22 protein-coding genes and 1 pseudogene are annotated in these 23,089 nt (G+C 65.1%); 18 read left to right on the top strand and 5 right to left on the bottom strand.

What is annotated here, in order from left to right; genetic code table 11:
* Nucleotide 1 precedes the first annotated feature (1 nt).
* From KIP89_RS07230 to KIP89_RS07215, 4 genes and pseudogenes are all read left to right on the top strand, one after another.
* Nucleotides 2-862, top strand: a complete 861-nt coding sequence (locus tag KIP89_RS07230) for a phosphodiesterase (protein ID WP_213754731.1) — start codon at nt 2-4, stop codon at nt 860-862.
* Between the two features lie 87 nt (nt 863-949).
* Entirely contained in the window at nt 950-1,519 is a 570-nt protein-coding gene (locus KIP89_RS07225; protein ID WP_213754730.1) for a tyrosine-type recombinase/integrase, read from the top strand.
* A gap of 106 nt (nt 1,520-1,625) precedes the next feature.
* The gene (locus KIP89_RS07220; protein ID WP_369807070.1) at nt 1,626-2,114 is read left to right on the top strand and encodes a tyrosine-type recombinase/integrase; all 489 of its coding nucleotides are present in this window, start codon (nt 1,626-1,628) and stop codon (nt 2,112-2,114) included.
* Nucleotides 2,077-2,702, top strand: a pseudogene (locus tag KIP89_RS07215) (transposase). Before KIP89_RS07220 ends, KIP89_RS07215 begins: the two are co-directional and overlap by 38 nt.
* A gap of 138 nt (nt 2,703-2,840) precedes the next feature.
* Here the strand turns inward: KIP89_RS07215 and KIP89_RS07210 are convergent.
* From KIP89_RS07210 to KIP89_RS07200, 3 genes are read right to left on the bottom strand one after another with little or no spacing between them, the layout of a single operon-like run.
* Nucleotides 2,841-3,653 (bottom strand): oxidoreductase, encoded by an 813-nt coding sequence (locus tag KIP89_RS07210; RefSeq protein WP_369807069.1) that lies wholly within the window; start codon nt 3,651-3,653, stop codon nt 2,841-2,843.
* A 40-nt stretch (nt 3,654-3,693) separates the two neighbouring features.
* The gene (locus tag KIP89_RS07205; protein ID WP_213754729.1) at nt 3,694-6,804 is read right to left on the bottom strand and encodes an efflux RND transporter permease subunit; all 3,111 of its coding nucleotides are present in this window, start codon (nt 6,802-6,804) and stop codon (nt 3,694-3,696) included.
* Nucleotides 6,801-7,919 (bottom strand): efflux RND transporter periplasmic adaptor subunit, encoded by a 1,119-nt coding sequence (locus KIP89_RS07200; RefSeq protein ID WP_213754728.1) that lies wholly within the window; start codon nt 7,917-7,919, stop codon nt 6,801-6,803. The genes KIP89_RS07205 and KIP89_RS07200 overlap by 4 nt, the downstream gene beginning before the upstream one ends.
* An 85-nt stretch (nt 7,920-8,004) precedes the next feature.
* Between KIP89_RS07200 and KIP89_RS07195 the strand changes: the two genes are divergently transcribed.
* Together KIP89_RS07195 and KIP89_RS07190 are read left to right on the top strand one after the other, a co-directional pair.
* A complete protein-coding gene (locus KIP89_RS07195) occupies nt 8,005-8,625 on the top strand; it encodes a TetR/AcrR family transcriptional regulator (RefSeq protein ID WP_213754727.1) in 621 nt (206 codons plus the stop codon).
* A 35-nt stretch (nt 8,626-8,660) separates the two neighbouring features.
* Nucleotides 8,661-8,831 (top strand): hypothetical protein, encoded by a 171-nt coding sequence (locus KIP89_RS07190; protein WP_213754726.1) that lies wholly within the window; start codon nt 8,661-8,663, stop codon nt 8,829-8,831.
* 91 nt (nt 8,832-8,922) lie between these two features.
* Here KIP89_RS07190 and KIP89_RS07185 read toward each other — a convergent pair whose 3' ends face one another.
* Nucleotides 8,923-9,765: an oxidoreductase gene (locus KIP89_RS07185; RefSeq protein ID WP_213754725.1), complete on the bottom strand. Its 843-nt coding sequence runs from the start codon at nt 9,763-9,765 to the stop codon at nt 8,923-8,925.
* A 50-nt stretch (nt 9,766-9,815) separates the two neighbouring features.
* On the opposite strand from KIP89_RS07185, the gene KIP89_RS07180 reads away from it, so the two are divergent.
* From KIP89_RS07180 to KIP89_RS07135, 10 genes are all read left to right on the top strand, one after another.
* Entirely contained in the window at nt 9,816-10,451 is a 636-nt protein-coding gene (locus KIP89_RS07180) for a TetR/AcrR family transcriptional regulator (protein ID WP_213754724.1), read from the top strand.
* Between the two features lie 183 nt (nt 10,452-10,634).
* Entirely contained in the window at nt 10,635-11,270 is a 636-nt protein-coding gene (locus KIP89_RS07175) for a response regulator (RefSeq protein ID WP_213754723.1), read from the top strand.
* A complete protein-coding gene (locus KIP89_RS07170) occupies nt 11,270-12,592 on the top strand; it encodes a histidine kinase (protein WP_213754722.1) in 1,323 nt (440 codons plus the stop codon). The genes KIP89_RS07175 and KIP89_RS07170 overlap by 1 nt, the downstream gene beginning before the upstream one ends.
* Nucleotides 12,593-12,694: 102 nt before the next feature.
* Nucleotides 12,695-13,645 (top strand): AAA family ATPase, encoded by a 951-nt coding sequence (locus tag KIP89_RS07165; RefSeq protein WP_213754721.1) that lies wholly within the window; start codon nt 12,695-12,697, stop codon nt 13,643-13,645.
* 140 nt (nt 13,646-13,785) lie between these two features.
* Nucleotides 13,786-14,478 carry a DUF58 domain-containing protein gene (locus KIP89_RS07160; protein ID WP_250152259.1) on the top strand — a complete coding sequence of 231 codons (693 nt, stop codon included), beginning with the start codon at nt 13,786-13,788 and terminating at the stop codon, nt 14,476-14,478.
* A complete protein-coding gene (locus tag KIP89_RS07155) occupies nt 14,465-14,806 on the top strand; it encodes a hypothetical protein (protein WP_213754719.1) in 342 nt (113 codons plus the stop codon). Before KIP89_RS07160 ends, KIP89_RS07155 begins: the two co-directional genes overlap by 14 nt.
* Nucleotides 14,803-15,756 carry a VWA domain-containing protein gene (locus KIP89_RS07150; RefSeq protein ID WP_369807068.1) on the top strand — a complete coding sequence of 318 codons (954 nt, stop codon included), beginning with the start codon at nt 14,803-14,805 and terminating at the stop codon, nt 15,754-15,756. The genes KIP89_RS07155 and KIP89_RS07150 overlap by 4 nt, the downstream gene beginning before the upstream one ends.
* Entirely contained in the window at nt 15,753-16,637 is an 885-nt protein-coding gene (locus KIP89_RS07145) for a VWA domain-containing protein (protein WP_213754718.1), read from the top strand. The genes KIP89_RS07150 and KIP89_RS07145 overlap by 4 nt, the downstream gene beginning before the upstream one ends.
* Nucleotides 16,634-17,266, top strand: a complete 633-nt coding sequence (locus KIP89_RS07140; protein WP_213754717.1) for a hypothetical protein — start codon at nt 16,634-16,636, stop codon at nt 17,264-17,266. Before KIP89_RS07145 ends, KIP89_RS07140 begins: the two co-directional genes overlap by 4 nt.
* Nucleotides 17,267-17,277: 11 nt before the next feature.
* Nucleotides 17,278-18,459: a hypothetical protein gene (locus tag KIP89_RS07135; protein WP_250152258.1), complete on the top strand. Its 1,182-nt coding sequence runs from the start codon at nt 17,278-17,280 to the stop codon at nt 18,457-18,459.
* Nucleotides 18,460-19,572: 1,113 nt separating this feature from the next.
* Here the strand turns inward: KIP89_RS07135 and KIP89_RS07130 are convergent.
* Nucleotides 19,573-20,160 (bottom strand): hypothetical protein, encoded by a 588-nt coding sequence (locus KIP89_RS07130; RefSeq protein ID WP_213754715.1) that lies wholly within the window; start codon nt 20,158-20,160, stop codon nt 19,573-19,575.
* Between the two features lie 455 nt (nt 20,161-20,615).
* Between KIP89_RS07130 and KIP89_RS07125 the strand changes: the two genes are divergently transcribed.
* Nucleotides 20,616-21,968, top strand: coding sequence for a site-specific DNA-methyltransferase (locus tag KIP89_RS07125; RefSeq protein ID WP_213755416.1), 1,353 nt, complete (start codon nt 20,616-20,618; stop codon nt 21,966-21,968).
* Nucleotides 21,961-22,974, top strand: coding sequence for a DUF5681 domain-containing protein (locus KIP89_RS07120; protein ID WP_213754714.1), 1,014 nt, complete (start codon nt 21,961-21,963; stop codon nt 22,972-22,974). The genes KIP89_RS07125 and KIP89_RS07120 overlap by 8 nt, the downstream gene beginning before the upstream one ends.
* The last annotated feature ends 115 nt before the right edge of the window (nt 22,975-23,089 follow it).

Genomic DNA, 23,089 nt, shown 5'->3' with positions numbered 1-23,089 from the left:
GATGCTTATCGCGCAGATTTCCGACCTGCATATCCGTCCTCGCGGCGAACTCGCCTATGGCGTTTCGGAGACCAATCTTTTCGCCGAGCGGGCCATTCACGCCTTGCTTCGCCTCAACCCGCAGCCCGACTGTGTTCTCGTGACCGGCGATGTCACCGACTGCGGGCTGGACGAGGAATACGCCATCGCCGCCGAGCTGCTGTCGCGCCTGCCATGTCCGGTCTATGCGGTGCCGGGAAACCACGATCGGCGCGAGGCTTTCCGGCGAGCATTCGGTGCCGCGGGCTATCTGCCGGCCAGCGGGCCGTTGAACTTCACGGCCTGGTGCGGGGCCGTGCGCATTGTCGGCCTCGACAGCCTGGTGCCCGGCGCAAGCCATGGCGAACTTTCGCCGGACACCCTCGAGTGGCTGAACGATGCGCTGGCCGACCATCCGGGCGCTCCGACACTTGTCATGCTGCATCACCCGCCTTTCGAGACCGGCATCGGCCACATGGACAAGGCGCGGCTATTTGCCGGCGCCAATGCTCTCGAGCGGATAGTCGCCGCCCATCCGCAGGTCCGGCGCGTTCTTTGCGGGCATGTGCATCGCTCGATCCAGCAAGTGTTCGGCGGTACGCTTTGTCAGATCGCGCCCTCGGTCGGTCATCAGGTCATGCTCGACCTGCATGAGGACGCTGCCTCCTGCTTCATGCTCGAGCCGCCGGAATTCCTGCTCCATCGCGTCGATCATGGGCGCGTGGTGACACACACCGCCAAGGTCGATCGTGCACCGGGGCCGTTCCCGTTCATCCTGCCCCGAGAATATCCGGGAGAAAAGCGACATGCCGCGCCGGATATGGACGATTACGTTGAGCGATAACAAACCTGAATATTCGACATTTAATTGCTAATAACTGTTTCACTACAATCTTTTAAAAGGATCGGCGTCAGACAATATTCTAGAAGGTTGCTTATTTTCATCTATGCACCTGAGATTCGTCGCCATGTCGACTGGTTTGTTATGTCAATGATTGAGGCTGGGCGGCATTCCGATGGTGGAGGGCTCTATCTTCAGATTAGTCCTACCGGCGCCAAGTCCTGGCTGTTCATGTTCAAGCGCGATGGAAAGCGTTCCGAGTTGGGCTTGGGTTCAATTCGCGATGTGTCTCTCGCTGATGCACGCCAAAAGGCATCTGACGCCCGTAGGCTGGTCGACGCAGGCAAACATCCGCTCGAGGAGCGCCGGGCAGCAGAGGCGGCAAGGAAGGCTCAGGAGGCGAAGCCGACATTCGGTCAAGTGGCCGATGATCTGATCGAAAGCATCGCCTCGGGATTTCGAAATGCGAAGCACCTCGATCAATGGCGGATGACCCTCGGTTCGACCTACTGCTCATCTCTTCGCGATAAGTCGGTGGATGCGATCACGACCGAGGAAGTGTTGGCGGTTCTGCAACCCATTTGGGTGACAAAGGCTGAAACAGCCTCCCGCATCCGTGGCCGGATCGAGCGAGTGCTGGACGCAGCTAAAGCCAAGTGACTTCAGTCGGGTGAGAACCCCGCATTGTGGCGCGGGCATCTGGATAGCTATTACCCAAGCGGCAGAAGCTTCAGCGGGGCCATCATGCGGCGATGCCGTACACGGAGTGGCAGGCTTCATTGCCAGATTGCAAGCCATTCAGAGTGTTTCTGCGCGAGCGTTAGAGTTCCTGATCCTGACAGCAACTCGCTCAGGCGAGGTGCGAGAGGCGCCGTGGAGCGAGTTCGAACTCGGTGCAAAGGTATGGACCGTGCCAGCCGGCAGAATGAAGGCCGGGTGGGAACATCGTGTCCCTCTTTCACCGCGTGCCGTGCAGATCGTTGCGGATATCCTGGCAAATCGACCAGAGGTTGACGATGGCGGCTATGTCTTTGCCGGTGCCAAGCGAGGCAAGCCTCTGTCGGTGATGGCACTCGACATGCAAATGCGCCGTCTGAAATCTGACGACACCGTTCATGGCTTTCGCTCAACGTTCCGCGACTGGGTAGGGGAGGAGTGGCTTGCTGCCGGTTTCGTGGACACCGAGATAAGGTGTTCAACCGGACTGGAGAGCGGGAATGCAACGACGGAGGTTCAGCCGCGAGTTCAAGCTTGAGGCTGTAAGATTGGTGAAGGATTGGGGCGTTGCCGTTGCGCAGGCTGCCCGCGACCTGGATGTCGACGAGAACGTGCTGCGTAAATGGGTCCGCGAGGCTAAGGCGGATCCTCAGCATGCCTTTCCCGGGCAGGGTCAGATGAAGCCCGAGCAGCTCGAGATTGACCGGCTGCGCAGGGAAGTGGCCAAGCTGAAGGCGGAGCGCGACATCCTAAAAAAGGCCGCGGCCTTCTTCGCGAGGGAAGCGACATGAGGTTCACCTTCATCGCGAAGCACCGGAACATCTGGCACGTTCTCGTTCACAGATCGGGCATGGCTATGCGACGCTCTGGACGTCGTCTGATGACCGACCATGGCATCACCTGCTCGATGAGCCGGTCAGGCAACGTCTGGGACAATGCGGCGATGGAGAGCTTCTTCTCATCGCTGAAAACCGAGCGCACAGCCCGCAAGATCTGCAGGACGAGGGATGACGCGAGGGCGGATGTGTTCGACTACCTCGAGCGCTTCTACAATCGCCGACGCAGACACTCGACATTGGGCTATCTCAGCCCCGTCGAGTTCGAGGAGCGAGCTAAATTAGCTTAACCTCGTGTCCACAGAACCGGCAGCAGGCCATAACGCCGGGACGCATGAACAGAAAGAAGGCCTACCGGCATGCCTGCGACGCTAGCGGAAGCTCGCTTGTTACCCAGAAACGGACACTTGGTCAGGGATGAACACCATTCAGCCGAGGCCGAACGTCTTTCTCAGCCCCTTCTCCACGGGACCCACAGGCATGAAGCGGCGCAGTTTGGCGAGCAGGGACGCCTCACCCTTCGGCGTATGGCGCATCTTCCAGCCGCCCAGTGCGGCGCGCACGATCGTGGCGGCGACAGAATCGGGCGCGGGGGCTTTCTGAACGTTCTTCTGGATCGCCTTGGAGACGACGCCACGCTCACTCTCATAGGCGGGAATGGTGGACGCCGCCTGCGGCGCGTTCAGATCGAGGTTGGTCTTGGTGAAGGACGGCTCGACCAGCGCCACGCGGATGCCGAACTGGCGGACTTCGTGATCCAGGGTCTCGGACAGCCCTTCAACGGCATGTTTGGATGCCGCATAGAGCGCCATATAGGGCGCGGGCAGGAAGCCCAGCACCGAGCTGACATTGACGATGCGCCCGGATCGTTGTTCGCGCATATGGGGCAGCACGGCCCTGATGGTGCGCAACAGGCCAAAAAGATTGGTGTCGAACAGCGCCTGGGCCTCGGCGATCGAGGTCTCCTCGGTGGCGCCAAGCAAGGTAACACCCGCGCTGTTGACCAGCACGTCGATGCGCCCGTCTTGCGCGATGACGGTTTGAATGCCGCTCTCGATCGAGGTCTCGTCGCGGACGTCCATCTCGATGAGCGTAACGCCGGGAATTGGTTGGGTTTTGGCCGGATTGCGGACGGTGCCATAGACGCGGCAACCGGCTTCCGCGAACTTCAGAGCGGTAGCGCGGCCGATGCCGGATGAGACCCCGGTGACGAGGACGATTCTGGTGGTCGACATGATCATTCCTTTGAAGCGTGCGTGCGATGAGAGCGGCTGAACGCTCTTACTCGGCGGCCATGGCCGGGTGCGGCGCGGGTGTATGCGCGGCGCCCGCGGGAAGCTCATCGGGCGTAGCCTTGATGCGGAACCAGGCGGTGTAGAGCGCGGGGAGGAAGAGAAGGATCAGCGCCGTGCCGACGGCGGTGCCGCCGATCAGCGTGTAGGCCATCGATCCCCAGAACACGGAGTGCGTCAGCGGGATGAAGGCCAGCACCGCCGCCAGCGCGGTCAGGATCACCGGCCGCGTGCGCTGGACGGTGGCCTCGATGACGGCGTGATAGTCATCGAGCCCGGCGGCCTGGTTTTCCTTGATCTGCTCGGTCAGGATCAGCGTGTTGCGCATCAGGATGCCGGCGAGCCCGATCAGCCCGAGAATGGCGTTGAAGCCGAAGGGCTGGTTGAACAGCAGCAAGGTCGGCACCACGCCGGCCAGGCCAAGCGGCGCTGTCATCATCACCATGGTCATGGTCGAGAGGCTGCGGACCTGCAGGATGATGACGATGAGCATGGCCGCGATCATCAGGGGGAAGATCTTCACGAGGGCGACATTGGCCTTGATGGATTCCTCGATATTCCCGGCCATCTCGATGCGGTAGCCGACGGGCAGCGAGGCGATCAGCGGCTGGAGTGCCTGCATCACCTGCTGGGAGACCTCAGGCGGCTGCGTCGCTTCATTGACATCGGCACGGACAGTGATGACGGGCATGCGGTCGCGGCGCTTCAGGATGGGCTCCTCGAACCGGATCTCCGAGCGGCCGATCTGGTCGAGCGGAATCTGACGACCGTTCCGGCTCATCAGCGAGAAGTCGGCCAGCCGCGACGGATCGAGCCTGTTGTCGCCGGCGCTTCGCGCCACCACGGGCACGTTGCGGATGTTCTCGCGCACCTGCGTGACGGGAATGCCAGTAAGCAGCAATTGAATCTGCTGGGCGGCCTCCGTGGGCGAGAGGCCGATCAGGTTGAGCCGATCCTGGTCGGGAACAAAGCGCAGCACAGGCGAGCGGTTGCCCCAATCCCGATTGGCGTTCCGGACGTCCGGGATGCCGTTCATGAGGGTGAGGGCCTGCTCGGAGATGCGGTAAAGTTCCGCCGGATCGGGCCCCATGATGCGGAACTCGACCGGGAACGGCGTGTAGGGTCCGAAGACGAGCTGCGTGACCCGGACAAAGGCTTCCGGGACCAGCCCTTCCGCGATGGCCGCGCGCAGCTCATGCTTGAGCGCCTCGCGCGCCTCGGCATTCGGCGTCAGCACCACGATCTTGGCGAAGGACGGATCGGGCAGTTCCGGCGCCATGGCGAAGAAGAAGCGCGGCGCGCCCTGGCCGATATAGCTGGTGACGATCTTCGCCTCGGGCTGCTCCCTCAGCCAGCGCTCGATCTTTTCCACGGCGGCCGTGGTGGTTTCGATGCTCGTGCCTTCCGGCAGGCGCACCTCGACCAGCACTTCGGGACGGTCGGAGGTCGGGAAGAACTGCTGCTTGACCGCGCCCATGCCCATGACGGAAAGGCCCATGGCGACGCCCACCACGGCGCAGGTCATGAATTTGTGCCGCACGGTGAATTTGATCACCGCGCGCAGGCGCCGATAGTTCGGCGTGTTGTAGATCGCGTGATGGCCGCCCTCGACCGGCTTGATATCCGGCAGCATCTTGACCCCGAGATAGGGGGTGAAAACCACGGCGACGATCCAGGAGACGATGAGCGCGAAGGCGACGACCCAGAAGATGTTGCCGGCATACTCGCCGGCGGCGGAGGCGGCGAAGCCCACCGGCATCAGGCCGATAATGGTCACCAGCGTGCCCGACAGCATCGGCGCCGCCGTATGGCTCCAGGCATAGGCGGCGGCCTGGATGCGGTCCATGCCCTCTTCCATCTTCACCACCATCACCTCGATGGCGATGATGGCGTCGTCGACCAGCAGGCCGAGTGCCAGGATCAGCGCGCCCAGCGTGATGCGGTCGAAGAAGCGGCCGGTCTCCAGCATGATGAGGAAGACCACGGCCAGCGTCAGCGGCACCGCAAGCGCGACGACGATGCCCACGCGCCAGCCGAGGGCGACGAGGCTCACGAACAGCACGACGCCGAGCGCCATGACAAATTTCAGCATGAACTCGCCGACGGCCGCGTCGATATTGACGGCCTGATCGCTGACCTTGGCGAGCGTCATGCCAAGCGGCAGCGTGGCGGCGATCGCGCTGGAGCGGTCTTCAAGCGCCTTGCCGAGTTCCAGCCCGTTCCAGCCCTGCTGCATCACCGCCGCCAGCATGATGGCGGGTTCGCCGTCATGGCGGATGATGTAGGTCTCGGGATCCTGATAGCCGCGACGCACCTCGGCGACATCGGACAGTTTGAGCGTGCGCCCGCCGGCCACGATCGGCGTATTGGCGATGGCCTCGAGGCTGTCATAGGCGCCATCGAAGCGGATGAAGACCTGCGGCCCGCGCGTATCGATCGAGCCGGCGGGGGTGACGGTGTTCTGCCGCTGAAGGGCGCTCGCGATGTCCTGCGCCGACACGCCGAGGGTGGCGAGCTTGGCGTAGGAGAACTCGACGAAGATCTGCTCGGGACGTTCGCCGAGAATGTTGATCTTCTTCACGCCGGGCACATGCAGCAGATCCTGCCGGATCACCTCCGCCTGCCGCGCCAGCTCGCGCATCGGCATGCCCTTGGCCTTCAGGGCATAGAGGGCGAAGCTCACATCGGAGAACTCGTCATTGACGAAGGGGCCGAGCACGCCGGGCGGCAGATTGCGCGCCTCGTCGCCCAGCTTCTTGCGCGCCTGATAGAACTCCTCCTCGACCGCCGAGGGGGGCGTGTTGTCCTTCAGCGTGACCGTCAGATAGGCGAAGCCGGGGCGGGCGATGGTCTCGACCCGGTCATACCAGGTCAGTTCCTGAATGCGCTTTTCCAGCGGCTCGGCGACGAGATCCTGCATCTCGCGGGCGGTGGCGCCCGGCCATGCCACCGTGACGGTCAGCGTCTTGATGGTGAAGGACGGGTCTTCCGCCCGGCCGAGCTTGACGAAGGCGTAGACGCCCGCGGCGGCCAGAAGGACGATGAAGAACAGGGTCACCGCCCGCTCGCGAACCGCGAGCGCGGAGAGATTGAAGCTCATGGGGCGGCTCCTTCGGTCCGGGCGGCCGTTCTCACGGTCGCGCCGTCCTTCAGCAGATGCGCGCCCAGCGCCACGACTTCCGCGCCGAGCGCGACGCCGGTGAGGGTGGCCTCCTCGCCGCCGAGGCGTTTGATCTCGACCGGGACGAAGCGCACGGAGGACGAGGCGCGATCGACGACCCAGACGCCGGTGCGCGCGCCATCGTCCAGCACCGCGCCGATGGGAACGGTCACGGCCGGCTGATCCTCGCCGCTGGCGATGGTGATCGTCACGGTCGAGCCGAGCGGCGCCGAAGCCGCCGGGCCATCGAGCACGTAACGCGCTTCATAGGTGCGTGTCTGGGGATCGGCAGCATCGGAAATCTGCCGCAGCCGCGCCGTGCTGGGCGTGCCCGTGCTGCCATAGACGCTGGCCCTGGCCGACGACCCCAGCGCCGGGCGGATGGTTTCGGGAAGCGCAACGACGGCTTCGCGCGGCCCGGCATGGGCCAGTTGGACGACATTTTGGCCCGCAGCGACGACCTGCCCGGGCTCGCCGAGCGTGGCGACGACGGTGCCGTCCGCGCCGGCCGTCAGCGTGGAATAGGTGGCCTCGTTCTCGGCGACATCGGCGTCCGCCTGCGCCGCGTCGAGCTGCGCCTGCGCGGTGTCCAGCGTGGCCTTGGCCTGTTCATAACGCTGAGGGGTTGCGGCGAGGCCACCCTTTACGAGCGCGGCGTAGCGCTTTTCGTCCGCGCTCGCCTGAACCAGCACCGCGCGGGCGGCAGCCACGGCGTTGCGCTTGGCGGTCAGGGCAAGGCGCAGGTCGGTGTCGTCGATCCGCATCAAGGGCTGGCCGGTCTTGACGGTCTGACCGACATCGACGAGCCGTTCGACGATCTTGCCGGGCACGCGGAAGCCGAGATTGCTCTGCACCCGCGCCTCGATGAGCCCGGTGAAGCCGCGCTCGACGCCCTTCACCGGCGCGGCGCTCGCCACGCGGACGAGGGGCGCGTCCTGCCGGGGATCACTCACGGGCCCCGCGTGAGGCGAGGAAAGCGACAGCGCGACGATGGCGCCAACGCCGGCCACAGCGATCAGTCCACCTGCCAGCACGAGAATGGGCTTCTTGTTCATGGCCGCCGCCCTGTCAAATTAGATTGCATTTGATTGCTATATTCGATATAGAAATCAAACGCAATCTAAATTCAGGGGGTCAGCCATGCGGGTCAGTCGCGTCCAGGCGGAGGAGAACCGGCAGACGGTGATTAATGTGGCAAGCCGTCTCTTCCGGGAGCACGGCTTTGACGGCATCGGGCTCAAAGACCTGATGGCTGGCGCCGGCATGACGCAGGGCGCCTTCTACAAACAGTTCGACTCCAAAGAGGATCTGGTCGCGCAGGCTTCCCGGCGCGCCTTGCAGGAGGCTCTCGGCCGCTGGTCCGCCGCCGCCGCCTCCCGACCTGATGATCCACTCGCCGCCGTGGTCGATTTTTATCTCAGCGAGGCTCACTGCGCCGAAAGGGCGGAGGGCTGTCCGGTCGTCGCCCTCGGCTCGGATGCGGCCCGGCAGGGACCGGATGTGCGGGCCTCGTTCGAAGGCGGATTCAAGGAGTATCTCGCCCTGGTCGGCGGCTGGATCGGCGAGGCTGACGCCGAGGGATCGGAGGGCGGCCAGGCAAATAGCAAGGCCATGGCCGTTCTCGCCACCATGGTCGGCGCCGTGCTGCTCGCGCGCGCGGTCAACGACAAGGAGATGTCGAGGCAGTTCCTAGAGGCCGCAGCCGACAGCGTGATGAATCAGACGGCTGCGGCTCCTCCCGGTCCCCAGCCCAGGCAATAAGGGCGTCGCTATAGGCGCACGACAAAGGAGGCCGCATGACAAAATCGGCATGGCAGCGGCTGTTCGCGAAGGCGACCTGGCGAGGCTGGCGCGAGAGGCTACGCCAATGGGAGCAGGCGATGAACTATGACGACATCGACCTGCTTGAGCGCCGGATTCGGCAGCTCGAACTGCAGGTGTGCGAACTACAGAAGAAGGTCAGGTAGGTGACCACGGCGCTGGCAAGCGCAGGGAATTCCGCTCCCCCCGACCTCGAGGTCCGAGTCGCCAACGTGGTATTTCCGCTCGCAAGGGGAGCTAAGCGTCGAAGCTGGTTGAACGGGACACACCCTGCCATGCCTCAATCTCCAAACGCATCGCTTCCAGCTTCTGCGAGGCCAGAGCGAGCGCGTCTTCTCCCAGAAACAGCCGGGTCGGCGGATTGTCGGATCCCACCAGCGTCAGCAGCGCCTGCGCCGCCTTGGCAGGGTCGCCCGGCTGGTTCCCACTCTTGGCCTGCCGTCCTGCGCGAATTGGGTTCATGACCGCATCGTAATCGGCGATGCTTCGTGGTGTACGCTCCATGGAGCGGCCAGCCCATTCAGTTCGGAACTGACCAGGGGCGATGGTGGTAACGTGGATGCCCAGTCCTTTCAGTTCCTTGCCAAGGGACTCCGATATTCCCTCGAGCGCGAACTTGCTTCCACAGTAGAACGAGATGCCGGGCATGGTGATGAAGCCGCCCATCGAGGTGACGTTGACGATGTGCCCGCGCCGACGCTCCCGCATTCCGGGCAGCACAGCCTTCATCATCGCAACGGCGCCAAAGACATTGGCGGCGAATTGTCGTTCAAGCTCGGCGATAGAGGACTCTTCGAGGACGCCTTCATGACCGTAGCCCGCGTTGTTGACCAGCACGTCGATCGGTCCCGCCATCGTCTCGGCCTGGGAGATGGCGACCGGCGCCGCGTCGTAGTGCGTGACGTCGAGCAGCAGCGCATGTGCCTTGTCGGCTTGCGCGGCAAAGGCATCGGCATCCTCTTGGCGGCGAACCGTACCAACCACCGTATGGCCGGCTGCCAGCGCGCTTGCGGCGAATGCGCGGCCGAGGCCAGAGCTCACGCCCGTGATGAGGAAGGTCTTGCTTGCGGGAATGGTCATCAGCACGCTCCGGAAATTGCCCATAATTTATATCATGATATAATTCTGCAATGAGCGCGCGCAAGCCCCCCTCCCACCTGGCACTATCCACGCGCGAGCGAGTACTGGCCGCGGCCGAAAGTCTGTTGGCCGAGAGGACCGCGGAGTTCTCGATGCGCGACCTGGCAGCCGCGGCCGGCGTCAGCTTCGCTACCCCCTTCAACCAGTTCGGCGACAAGCTTTCGATCATGCGGGCGCTGTCGGCGGCGCGGATCGATCAGATGCACGAACGGGCCGCCGCGGCCGAGCTATCCGCCGACGCCACGGAAAGAGTGCTGGAGGTCGTGGCGATCGCCGTGGGGGTGATGATCGAAAATCCGGCGGTCAACCGGGCGGTTATGGGCGCGATCGGCGCACCAGGTACAACGGCGGGCGACATCCGGGAGCGTTCGCGGGCGCTCTGGGCAGCGGCGTTAGGTGATGGAACCGGCCTGATGAAGGAGCACCTGGCGCTGGCCCGCTCTGTTCTGCCTGAACAATTGGCCAACGCCTTTCGCGGCGTCCTGTCGTTCTGGACTGCCGGTGAAGTTCGCGATCAAGACTTGCGCGCCGAGGCTCTCGCCGCGGCGGCGACGCTTCTGCTCGGCTTCTCTGCTAGCACACGACGAGATCGGTTAATTGTGTTGATGGCGGCTTCTTCGCGTTAGAATCCGCCACTGCGATACTTTGCTGCTCTCCTAAAGCAATTCTGCGAGGGGCGGATTGCGCCCGAACCGACCGATGCGCACCAGCAGAAGGCGCACGTCGCTAGGTCTCCGGTGAGAGGGCTGTGATGGGCCAGCGGCGGCGCCGCTATTGGTCCACCGAGCGGCCCGCGCTATCGTCCGCCCATGGACCCGATCCGAATTCTGTTGGTCGACGATCATCCGATTGTGCGCGAGGGCTATCGCCGCCTGCTCGGACGCCAGCCGGGGCTTTCTGTGGTGGCCGAGGCCGGCGACGGCGATGCTGCGCTGGCAGCTTTTGCCGAGCACCGGCCGGACATCGTGCTGATGGATCTCTCCATGCCGGGCGGGGGAGGCTTTTCAGCGGTGGAGGCGATCCTCGCCGACGATGCCCAAGCGCGGATCATCATCGTTTCGATGCATCAGGGTGCCGTCTTCGCTCAGAAGGCTATGGCTGCCGGAGCGCGCGGCTTCGTCTCGAAGTCCAGTCCGCCGGACGAACTCGTCCGTGCCATCGCAACGGTGATGGGCGGGCGGCGCGCACTGTCCACGGACGTGGCGCAGGAATTCGCTCGAACAATGGTTGAGGACGACCCGACCGCCGGTCTCACCCCGCGCGAGCGGGACATTCTTCTGATGCTGATGCGGGGCATGAACGGCCGTGCCATCGCCCGCGACCTCAACCTCTCGTCCAAGACGGTTCAGAACAACCTGTCGCAGATCCGGGCCAAGCTGGGCGCGTCGGGCGATGCCGACCTCGTGCTCAAGGCGCAGCGCGCCGGCCTCGTGCCCGTCCTGTGATGCGCGGCCTTCTCCCGCAGCTCGTCATGCGGGTGCTGGCCGCGGGGCTGCTCACCGTCATCGTCGCGGCGGGGTGGGTGCTGTGGGACACGGCGAACGCGGCGCGACGTGACGCACAGACGACCGCCACCCTCGTTTCCGACGCCATCGCCGCCCGACCCAGTTTCGAGGGGCTGGCCTTCGGCGGCGTGGCGCCAACCCCGGTCTTTCGCGACTGGCAGCAGTTTCCGGCCTGGAGCCTCATCGCGCCGGGCATTTGCGTCGAACTTGGCCCTCGCGACCAGCCGATACAGCGACGCTGCGGGCCCTATCTGGCGGCAGCCACGCCGCCGGACTGGTTCGTCTGGCTGGCAAACCGGCTTGGCTTGGTGCCGGGGCCGGTCGCCGTGCCGGTGCGCGCCCGCTACGTCTCCGACGCCTATGTGACCGCCATTGCCGATCCCAGCGTCATCGTCACCCGCGCCTGGGCCCGCACGGGTGACCTGATGCGGGTGGCCGTCGGCATGGCCATTGGCGGCGCGCTGCTGACCGGCCTGCTCATGATCCGCCTGCTGGCGCCGTTCGGGCTCTTGTTGCGCGGTATCGAGCGGTTGCAGCGGGGCGACTTCGCCGCCCGCCTGCCGCGTCTCAAGGTGGCGGAATTCGACCGGCTGAGCCGCGCCGTGAACGACACGGCGGTGGCGCTGCAGGAGGCGCAGGCGATGCGTGCCGAACTGACACGGCGGCTTTTCTCGGTGCAGGAGAGTGAGCGGCGGGCGCTGGCGCGCGAGCTGCACGATGAGTTTGGCCAGTGCCTCACGGCGACCCGCGCCATGGCAGCGGCGATTGCTCAGTCGGGAGAAAGCACGGCGCAGGACGGGGCCCGCATTGCCGAGATCTCCGGCCAGATGATGGACAGCCTGCGGGCCGAACTGGCCCGGCTGCGACCGCCGGACCTCGATGATCTGGGCCTGCGCCCGGCACTGGAGCGCATGGTCGCCGACTGGCGCGCGCGCATGCCGGCGGTACGTTTCGAGCTAAGGTTCGCCGGCCCGATCGACGCCGTGCCGGACGGCCTTGCGCTCAGCCTCTACCGCATCGCACAGGAATGCGTGACCAACGCCATTCGGCACGGCACCCCGAGGCAGGTCGCTCTGCACATCGAGGTCGGCGACGCCATCACGCTGACCGCCACCGATGACGGCTCCCCCCGCCATGATGGCGCGATCGACGATGGCTACGGCCTGCTTGGCATCCGCGAACGGGTCGACGCACTCGGCGGCAGCTTTGAGCTGGCCCCGGTCGAAGACGGCATGCGCGCGGTTGCCCGCCTGCCGCTCTGACCCGGGCGATCTTCCCGGATCGGAAGGGAAGCCCTCTCTGGCGGCCCACGCCGGGCCATCCCATGCTCACCGGTGAAGCCTCTGGCACGGGAAGCCCGCCGCATGAACGAGATGAGCCATCCGGTTGCGCAGCTTGGCGCCGCCGTCGCTGCCGGGCTGATAGGCCATGAAGAGTTGGTGGAGCGGCTGCTGATCGCCCTTCTTGCCGGCGGTCATGTGCTGATCGAGGGGCCACCGGGCATTGCCAAGACGCGCGCGGTCAAGCGGCTCGCCGCTCATCTTCCCGGCAGCCATGCGCGGATCCAGTGCACGCCGGACCTGCTGCCCTCGGACCTCACGGGGACGCAGGTGTTCCGACCCGAGAGCGGCGGCTTCGACTTCGTGCCCGGCCCCCTGTTCCACGCGCTGGTGCTGGTCGATGAGATCAACCGCGCCCCGCCCAAGGTGCAGTCGGCGCTGCTTGAGGCCATGGCCGAGGGCCAGGTGACGAGCGCCGGCGTCAGTCGACCCCTGCCCGATCCCTTCATGGTCGTCGCCACCCAGAATCCGATCGAGCACGAGGGCACCTTTCCGCTGCCGGAGGCGCAGATGGACCGGTTCCTGCTCCATCTCTCGCTTCGCCTTCCGCAGGCCGAGCAGGAGCGCGCCATCCTTGATCTCGTCTCTGCCGAGCGGATCGAAGTCCTGGCCTTTGTCGCCCTCCCGCTCTCGGTCGATGCCCTTCGAGCCGCGAAGGAGGAGGTGGCACGGGTGCATCTGGCGCCCGCGTTGAAGGACTTCATCGTCCGGCTGGTCATGGCATCTCGGCCCGGCGGCGCCGTGGCGCAATGGGTGGAGCATCCCGTCTCGCCACGTGGCACGCTGGCGCTGGCCGTAGCCGCGCAGGCGCGCGCCTGGCTCCGGGCGCGCGATTATGTGCTGCCGGAAGATGTCATCGCTCTTGCGCCGGACGCGCTTGCCCACCGGCTGATACCGAGCTGGTCGGCGATCGGTGAGGGACGCAGCGGGCGCTCGCTCGTCGCTGACATCCTGCGCCTGGTCGAGCCATGGTGAGCCCCGCGCTTGAGGCGCCGGGCATTCGGCTGGATGCCCGCGAATTGCTGGCGCTGCGCGAGGGGGCACCGGGCAATAGGCGAACCCAGCCGGCTTCACGTCGGCCGGGTGCCGCTCCCACGAGGGCGCCGGGCGCGGGAATGGATCTGCGTGAGATCCGCGCCTTTGCCGAGGGCGATGACGCCCGCCGCCTCGACCCTTCCGCCACCGCCCGCACCGGCATTCCGCATATCCGCACCTTTCATGAGGATCGGGACGACACGCTGTTGCTGATCGTCGATTTCCGGCCGCCGATGCTGTGGGGCACCGGCGCATCGCTGCGCTCGGTGCGCGCGGCGCGGCTTGCGGCGCGGCGAGGATGGCAGGCCGTGCTGCGGGGGGCTTCGCTGGCCGCGATCAGCGTCAACGCAGAGGGCGTGGCGGCGGTCCCGCTGGCCGGTGGCGTCCCGCAGATGGTCCGCATCAGCCATATGCTCGCCAGCCGCCACGACCAGGCGCTCGGGGGCGGCGGTGGGGCGCCTTCGTTGGAGGAGGCGCTCGTGCGTGCCGCGCGCCTCTGCCCACCCGGTGGTGACGTACTGATCGCCACGGGGCCGGAGGGCCTCGCACCAGAAGACGAGCCCGCTTTGGCCCGGCTCGCCCGCCGCCGTCAGGTCCGGGTCCTGTTGCCGTTGGACACGATCGAGACGGCGCCGCCCGAAGGTGCGCTGCCCATTCAGGCCGGGGCGCTCACCTGCCTTGCGCAGCTGCGGCCGTTCGACCGCGCCGCGCTGGCGCAGCGTCTCCGGCCGCTGAATGTCAGCCTTGAGGTCGTCGATCATGACGCAGGCTGAGCTCATCATGGCCTTGCCGGAAGGTCGCCTGCCGCCGTCGCTGATGCAGGTGAATGCTGCCGATCTGCTGCTCCTGTTCGGCATGGGGCTACTGCTGGCGGCGTTGCTGGCGCTTCTGGCGATGCCCTTCCTCGCACGCCGGCCCTCGCGGCGCGCACTCATCCGCGCCACCCGGGGGATGCCGCCGCAGGAGCGGGCGCTGGCGATCGGCCGTCTTCTCGGCCATCTGCCGGACGAGCTGCGCGCCATGGCCTATGGCAGCGCGCCGCCGCTGTCGCCGGAGGCCGTCGAGCGCATCGCATTCAAGGCGAGGCGGGCACGGCGATGATGCCATCCGTAAGTCTCGCCTTTCCTCTGGCGCTGTTGCTGCTTCCCGTCCCCCTGCTTGCGCGTCTTCTTCCCATGGCGCGGGCGCGGGGGGGAACCGCGCTGCGGGTGGCGCCCGGCACGTTTGCCGCGGCACTGCCGGCGCGTGGCGGCGAGGATCGGACCGGACAGGCAATTCTCGTCGCGGCCTGGATCGCGCTGGTAGCGGCACTCGCCGGTCCGCAGGTCGCGGCGACGCGCGAGCTGGTGACAGCTTCGGGACGCGAGATCCTGCTGGCCCTCGACCTCTCCGGCAGCATGCTGAAAGAGGATTTCGTTCTCGACGGCAAGCCGCTCTCGCGACTGGAGGCGGTCAAGCGCGTCGCCGCCCGCTTCGTCGCGGCGCGTCAGGGCGACCGGATCGGGCTGGTGATCTTCGGCGACCGGGCCTATGTCGCGCAGCCGCCGACCTTCGACGTCGCTTCCGTGGCCCGCGCCATCGAGGTCGCCCAGATCGGCATTTCGGGCCGCTCCACTGCCATATCGGATGGGCTGGGGCTGGCGACGCGGCGGATCATGGGGAGCGAGGCCACCACAAAGGTCGTCGTCCTGCTCTCGGACGGGGTGGATACATCAGGCAAGGTTCAGGCGACGGATGTCGCGCGCCTTGCGGCCGGCCATGGGGTGCGGGTCCACACCATCGCGCTTGGCCCCGAGGATCTCGCGGATCAGCCCGCCTCGCGCGATGCCGTGGACGCCGTTGCCTTGCGGGAGATCGCCAAGGTCGGAGGGGGCACCAGCTTCCGGGTGCGCAGCCTGGCGGATCTCGAAGCCATGGCCGCGACGCTGGATCAACTTGAGCCGAACCCGATGCAGCGCCCGCCGCTGCGCTACTGGCGCCCGCTCTGGATGTGGCCCGGCGGCGCGGCGCTGGCGCTAGTGTTGCTGCTCGCCGCGTGGAGGCGGAGATGAGCGAGCTCGTCCTGTTGCGTCCCTGGTGGCTGCTTGCCGTGCCGCCGCTCGTCGTCCTTGCGTTGTGGCAGTGGCGGCGCGGCCCCGCCGCCGGCGGCTGGGAACAGGTGATGCCGCCAGTGATGTTTGAGGCGATGCGGGCGCTTGGGCACATGCGGGGAGGGGGGCGGCGCCGGGGCATAGCCCTGCTGGCGTCGGCGGCGCTGCTTTGCCTCGGCCTGTGCGGTCCCGCCGTGCCGCGCGCGGATGCGCCGGTGCTTGCGGGCAGCGGAGCGGTTCTCATCGCCCTCGACATGTCGCCGTCTGTTGCTGAAGGCCCGGCCCTTGCCGATGCGCAGGCCGCTGCCGCCGCTCTGTTGACGGCCGCGTCCGGCCGGCCGGTCGGGATGCTGCTCTATTCCGGCGAGGCCTATGAGGTGGCGGCTCCCACGGCGGATCCCGCGACGCTGGAGAGCCAGATCGCCGTGCTCGCCCGCGACACGATGCCGGACGGTGGCAGCCGCCCCGCCAGTGCGCTGGCGCTGGCGCGGCAGATGCTGCACGCGAGCCGGGATGCCGATCTCGTGCTGATCTCCGATGGCGGGGGCGTCGACGGCGCCGCCCAGGCGGAGGCGGAACGTCTCGCCAGCGATGGTGTGCGGCTTTCCGTGCTCACCTTGACCGGGCCCGCGGGCGGCGCGACCGATGCGGCGGCTCTTGAGGCGCTGGGAAGCCTCGCCGCTCCTGCCCGGGCCCCCTCCGCCGTTCTCCGCCGCCTCTCGCAGCGGGGCACGCTGGAGCGGGATCCGGCACTCTCGACCTTGGCGTTCCGCGATCTCGGTCCCTATCTCGCGGCGCTGGCGGGACTGCCGCTGCTGGGACTGTTCCGGAGGCGCGCATGAATTCTGCATTGCGCCTGCGTCTCGCTTTCGTTGCCGCGGTCGGGCTCGCCTGCGTGCTCCTCGCCGGCCCTGCCGCCTGGGGACGCCTTCTGTTGCACAGCGGAGCGCCCGGCGCGGCCGCCCGATGGCTGGACGACACGGCGGCACGGGGGCTCGCCCTGTACCGGGCGGGCGACTACGCTGCGGCGCACGCCGCCTTCACTGACGCCGGGCGCAGCCAGACCTTCAATCGCGCGCTGACGCTCGCCGCCACGAGACAGCATGCGCTCTCCGTTGCCTATTTCGACGCCGTACTCTTCGCCAACCCGTCCGATGACGAGGCGCGCCGGCTGCGCGATCTGGTCGACGCGATGGTGCCCAAGACAACGGGCGAATCCACCGTGCCGGGTCGCTTGCCGGGCGGCGGCGGTCTCGCCCCCGGCGCGCCGACGGACGCACCGGTCATAGCCGGCACGCCCGATCCCGCCTGGAAGAAGCCGATCGAGGCCCGCGGCTTCGTGGCCTCGGATGCGTGGCTTGAGACGCTGGCCGACGATCCCGGCGAATTCCTGCGCCTGCGTCTGCGCAAGGAATATGAGCGGCGCGCCGGGCTCGGCCTGCTGCGGCCCGCGGAGGGCGAGAAATGGTGAGGTGGGCCAGCTTGTTCCTGCTTCTCATCGCCGGTGACGCCTATGGGGATGGCCTGCGCCTGCTGCTGCCGGCGGGCGTGCGCCCGGTCGTCGGCGAGATGATCCCGGTGACGCTGAGGGGCGAATACACCAGCCGGATTGCGCTGGAGACGCTGACGTTCCCCGGTTCGGAGGACTATGACTGGCTGCAGCTGGCGCGCGACCAGTGGCGCGACGAGGAGATCGAAGGGCGCACCGTCCGGGTGTTCGAACGGCATCTCGCCGTCTTCCCTCGTCACGCCGGAACCCTCGCGATCGGCCCGGTGACGCATCGTCTCACCGTGGTCGATGAGAACAACCTGCGCGCGCCGCTCGACGTGACGGCGCCACAGGTCAGCCTTGCCGTCGCTCCCTATCCCGGCGCGGGAACGCCGCTGTCGGCGCGCACCCTGACGATGGAGGACACTCTCTCGGCTGCACCCGGCGCGCTGCGGGACGGCGAGACCCTGGTCCGTCGTGTCACGCTGAAAGCGGATGGCGCTCTGCCGCATAGGCTGCCGCCGCGCCCTGTCCTTCGCGAGCCCTGGCTGATCAGCTTCGCCGCACCGGAGCAGCGCGAGATGCTGCCGACGCCCACCGGCCCGGTGACGACGCTGGTGTGGGAATGGCATCTGCGCCCCAAGACGGGAGAACCCGGCGTGCTGCCGCCTGTCTCCATCGCGTGGTTCGACACGGTGACCCGCGAGATGCGAAACGCGGAAATCCCCGCGCTCCCCTTCGGCTATGCCAGCTTCCACGACAATCGAAGCGGCACGGGCCGGCTGCCGTCTTCGGAAGCGGGGCTGGGTGTGATAGCCGCGGTCCTCGGGATCCTGACCGGGCTCGCCCTGTGCATCCCCGGGCTGGCGCCGCGCCGAAGGGCGCATCTCCTACTCACGCTTCGACGGCTTTCCCCCGTCGATCCGACGCGCCGGCGGCTAAAGCGCGCGGCCCGCTCCGGAGACCTTTTCGCCCTTCGCCGCGCGGCCGAAGCCTATCTCCGCCGCCGGCGCGACCTCGGCCTGCCGGTGAGCGGATGCGAGACCGCCGCGTTGGACGCCGCCCTTTATGGAAGGAAGGCCGGAGATGACGCGTTTGACCGGAAGGCGGGAGTAAGGGCCATCATTGGTCAGTCACTTCTATGCCTACACCCTGCGACTGATGCGAAGCGGTAGGCTGGAGAAGTGAGAGGCGGTCAAGCATTGCTCTGCGGGCTCGACACAACCCGAATGAAGGTGTCGCCGGCCTCAGTTGTTCTCTTCGCCAGAAGCACCCCCGCGGCTCCCATTGCCCTCATTCCACCAGCCATCAGCCACGAGGGCGGTTTCAGGATGGATCGAGACGTCTTCTCGACGGCATCCCGTCATTACTCGACGTGCGGGGGATCAGGTCATGATAATCGCGTTCACTCGCCGGCAATGCCCCGAGGGCCCGGCAAGAGAAATGAGAACTGCCCACCAGAGAAATCATCGCCTACCCCGGCAGCAGGCTAAACTGCTTATCAGACATCCGTCGCGTACAGCGTGGCCGAGATCACTGCGCCTCAGCCTTGCCACTAGTCCGGCCGTTCAGCTTTGCCGACCCGTTGACGCTACTCGTCAGGCAAATTCAAGGTAGCCGAATTCCTGTAGTCGCCTAGCCGCCGGATGACGAAGACGACGACTGACGCCCATACAGGGCTATCGATGACAGACAACGGGCGGGGGCTACAGGCTCACCGCCTTTTCCGTTCGGGAAAGTTTGCCCCAATTCGCGGTAATGCCTGTCGGAAGGTGGGGTATGCGGTGGGGTAGCGCAAATCAATCGTCGATTTATCACATAAGAATCAACGACTTAGAAAAATTTGGCGGAGGGAGTAGTCGTCGGCGAACCTGTCTCTGCGAGGTTCCCTGTTACGGGAGAAAACAAGGAACGTCAGCCCGCACGGCACGGCGCGCAGAGAATCCTGTTCTTTCAGTGAGTTGGGTCTAAATCGTCGGACACGCGGTTCCTTGATTGAAAGCCATTCGCAACCCAAACAGGGAAGCAGCATTGTCGCCGTGCGGGATTCGATTGTTATTATCCGGGACGGAATTGCTCGAGCGCGGATCACGCCGGCGCCGCACGGGACCGCATTGCCGTTTCCGTTCAAGTGACTGTCGCGAAGCGGTTCCCTGTCGCGCTTTTGCGGGAGGCCTGGTCCGGTTGATGGGACGTCTTTGCGGTGAGGACGCAGCGTGCCGCAGTGAGCGATATCTCATCGCGCTGGCTGATGTTGGCAACACCGCTGTGCTCGCGTCGGCGCTGCTTTACAGATAGCGATGCACGTCCACGGCATCGTAGGACGTGAGGAAAGCGTCGTACTCTGATTTCAAGTCGTCGTAGAATGTCGACAGATCGCTGCGGGTCGGCGACATCCTGATCCCTGCCCCTATTCCCGATGGGTACGGCGCCCCTTTAAAATTAAAGGCATCCACGAAGATCATCAGTTCGATGAAGTCTTCGGATGCGGCTCCCGCCGCGACAGCCACCGTCTGGTCGACTTCCATCGCGTCATCTGTGTCCTTAGGGATAAGACGCCAGTGGGATGGCAGAAATGGGAAATCCGAGCGGGGGTAGGCGGCGATAATGAGACTTAAATCCATGGTCTCGAAATAGTCGGCCTCATCCTCGTCGACGACTTTTCGCAGGAACGGAAGGAGCGCGCACGGCTCTCCGTTTAGGGCAGAAACCCACCCCAGCGGGTGCCCGACCCTGAATGCCTCTCGCTTCAATATATCGGTGTTGAGCACGGATTGGCCGTTCCACTGGAGACTGATCTCGTAGTGGATGTCTCCCCCATCAATGGCGGCATATATCACCTGGAGCGTGAGGCCTTCGACGTTAAGGGTCGCCATAGCATTGCTTCCGACGCTTCGTGGATAACGCGTAGGGCTAGCAATGCTCGATTTCCTGTTGAAGTCGATATCCGAAACTCTGGAGGTAAAAAGGTATTGGGCTGGCGACTCGTTTTCCGTGTGATGCGATTCCATGCGACCCGCATTTGGGAGCAGACCCGTTGGCGAAGCTGGGAGCAGGCATCACGCGTTCGTGATCGCTGCCGAAGGCGACGATTTGGAAGCCTGTTTGGTCCTAAGAGCTTTGAAGAGGTCTGTAAGAGGCCTTTAAGAGCCCTTTAAGAACTGGCGGAATTTGAAACCCGTTTTCGAAGGCTTTTTTCAGCCCTGTCATGGGTTTGCGGGCACTTGCAATCACCTCGCGTTCCCTCACTGTTCTCTTCGATTTCCCTTGGCACGATCGAAGCAGCAGCGCTGGAGCGACGTTTGTGAACACTTCTGCACCCACCATTGAGATGAGACCCATCGGGGCTTTGCGTCCCTACCCGGGCAATGCTCGTACCCATTCCAAGAAGCAAATCGCTCAGATTGCCGAGAGCATTCGGCGCTTCGGGTTCACCAATCCCGTGCTGGTCGGCGACGATGATGAGATCATTGCCGGACATGGACGCGTGCTTGCCGCCAGGCAGATTGGGCTTGGGACCGTACCGGTGGTGCGACTGTCGCATTTGTCCGCCGAGGAGCGCCGGGCCTACGTGCTGGCAGACAATAAACTCGCGCTGAATGCCGGGTGGGACGAGGAGATCCTCGCCATCGAACTGCAGGCGCTGATCGACCTTGAGTTCGACGTCACCGTCACCGGCTTCTCCCTGGCTGAGGTGGATTTCACACTCGACCGTGCGCGTGAATCCGCAACCGGTACTCCGGACGCGGCTGATGAAGTGCCGCCTGTAACGTCAGCGGCGGTTACAAGAACCGGTGATCTATGGTCCTTGGGCCGCCATCGTCTCCTGTGTGGCGACGCCCAGTCGCGACAGGATGTCGAGCGGCTCGTCGATGGTGCGAAGATCGACCTGATCTTCACCGATCCACCTTACAACGTCCCGATCGATGGTCACGTGAGTGGGCTCGGCACCGTGCGTCATCGCGAATTCGCTTTCGCGTCGGGAGAGATGACGGCGCCTGAGTTCACCGCTTTCCTGACGACGACGCTGGGGAATGCCGCCGCAGTGGCCAAGGATGGGGCAATCGCCTTCGTCTGCATGGATTGGCGCCACATGCGCGAGATGCTGAATGCCAGCGAGGTCGCTTTCTCGGAACTGAAGAATCTCTGCGTCTGGAACAAGACCAATGGCGGCATGGGCACCTTCTACCGTTCCAAGCACGAGCTGATCTTCGTCTTCAAGGTGGGTGGTCGTCCTCACACCAATAGCTTCGGGCTTGGGGAAACGGGCCGCTACCGCACCAATGTTTGGGATTATGCGGGCATCAGCAGTCTCGGCGGAAACAGGGCTGAGGAACTGGCGATGCACCCGACCGTGAAGCCAGTCGCACTCATCGCAGATGCAATACGAGACTGCTCGCGCCGTGGCGAAACGGTGCTCGATATCTTCGCCGGCTCCGGCTCGACGCTCATGGCCGCCGAGACTTGCGGCCGCTTTGCCCGTGTCCTGGAGTATGATCCAGCCTATTGCGACACCATAATCGCTCGCTGGGAAGCATTCACCGGGAAGAGAGCAACGCTTGAGGCTGACGGCCGTACCTTTGAGGAGGTGACCCTCCAGCGCCAATCGGCTGGCGCGCGTTTGGAAGGGGAAATGCCAAAGCGCCCTGTCCGGTCTTCGAGCCGGAGGTCCCATCATGGCTGACAGAGATGAGAGCGGGAAGAAAGCGAAGACCCTTTCCAACGAGGCCGTCGGCCGCATGAAGGCGGACGTCGCTTACGGAGTAGGTTATGGCAAGCCGCCTGAGCATAGCCGTTTCCAGAAGGGCACATCCGGCAATCCTAGCGGAGGTCCTCGCGCCAAGAGCACGGATCTTTCACCGGCGGATCTGCCGACCTATCGCGCAATCCTTGAAGGCATGCAGCGCACCGTCCGGATTCGCGAAGGCGATACGGTCAGTGAGATTTCAACGCCTCAGGCCTTGGTTCGGGCGCTTAATGCATCGGCCCTCAAAGGCGATCCACGCTCTCTACGCCTCGCGCTCCAGCTGGCGCAGGCGACCGAACGACAGGAGGCGATCTATCTCCGCGAAAAAATAGAATTGGCGAAAAATTATAAAGAGATGACGTCTAGCGCCATGCACACAGCGCTCGCCGCCGGCAAAGAGCCGCCGTTCTTCCTGCCGCATCCCGACGATGTGGTAATCGACGAACGCGTCGGTTTTCGTGTCGTTGGCCCCGTCGATGAGAATGAGCAGAAGAAGCTTGAGGAGCACCTACGTTTCCGCGATGTGCTCATCATGCAGGATGAACTTGATCGTCGGCTCGCGCCGACGGTTGGCCACCCCTCCGGCCAACCAGGCGGCGCCTTGCTCTTCGCCATCGCATTAGATCAGCTTGTGCCGAAGCGCTTCAGGCTTAGCGACACCGAATTTACCAATCGGATGCTGCGCTACGAGACATGCGCAAAACGCGCACTGCTCAAGGAGCTTTATCGCGCCTGGCAATCCCTTGGCTACAATCTGCCACGCGGATACCGATTCCATAACGTCGAGCGGGCCAGAGAGATCCTTGGCTTCGGGATCGATCTGGCAATGGCTTTCAACGATGGTCGGATCGACGTCGATAAAGTCAGTCGGGCTGAGCCTGACGGAGCGCTGGAGCACTTCGTCGACCATTGGATCGATCGGATTAATGCCGCGCCGCGATAGGGCTGATGGTACACACTTTTTATCTGTCCACAAAGACGTTGGGCAGACCCGAGCTTTGGATGGCCGCCTTCAATTTCTCTACCCGCAAGGCCTTGCATCGACTCGTGGCCGCCGA

This window comes from Ancylobacter radicis (genome assembly GCF_018449475.1).
Lineage (GTDB): Bacteria > Pseudomonadota > Alphaproteobacteria > Rhizobiales > Xanthobacteraceae > Ancylobacter > Ancylobacter radicis.
The sequence above is the reverse complement of the archived record's forward strand: the minus strand, read 5'-3'. Positions and strand labels throughout refer to the sequence as shown.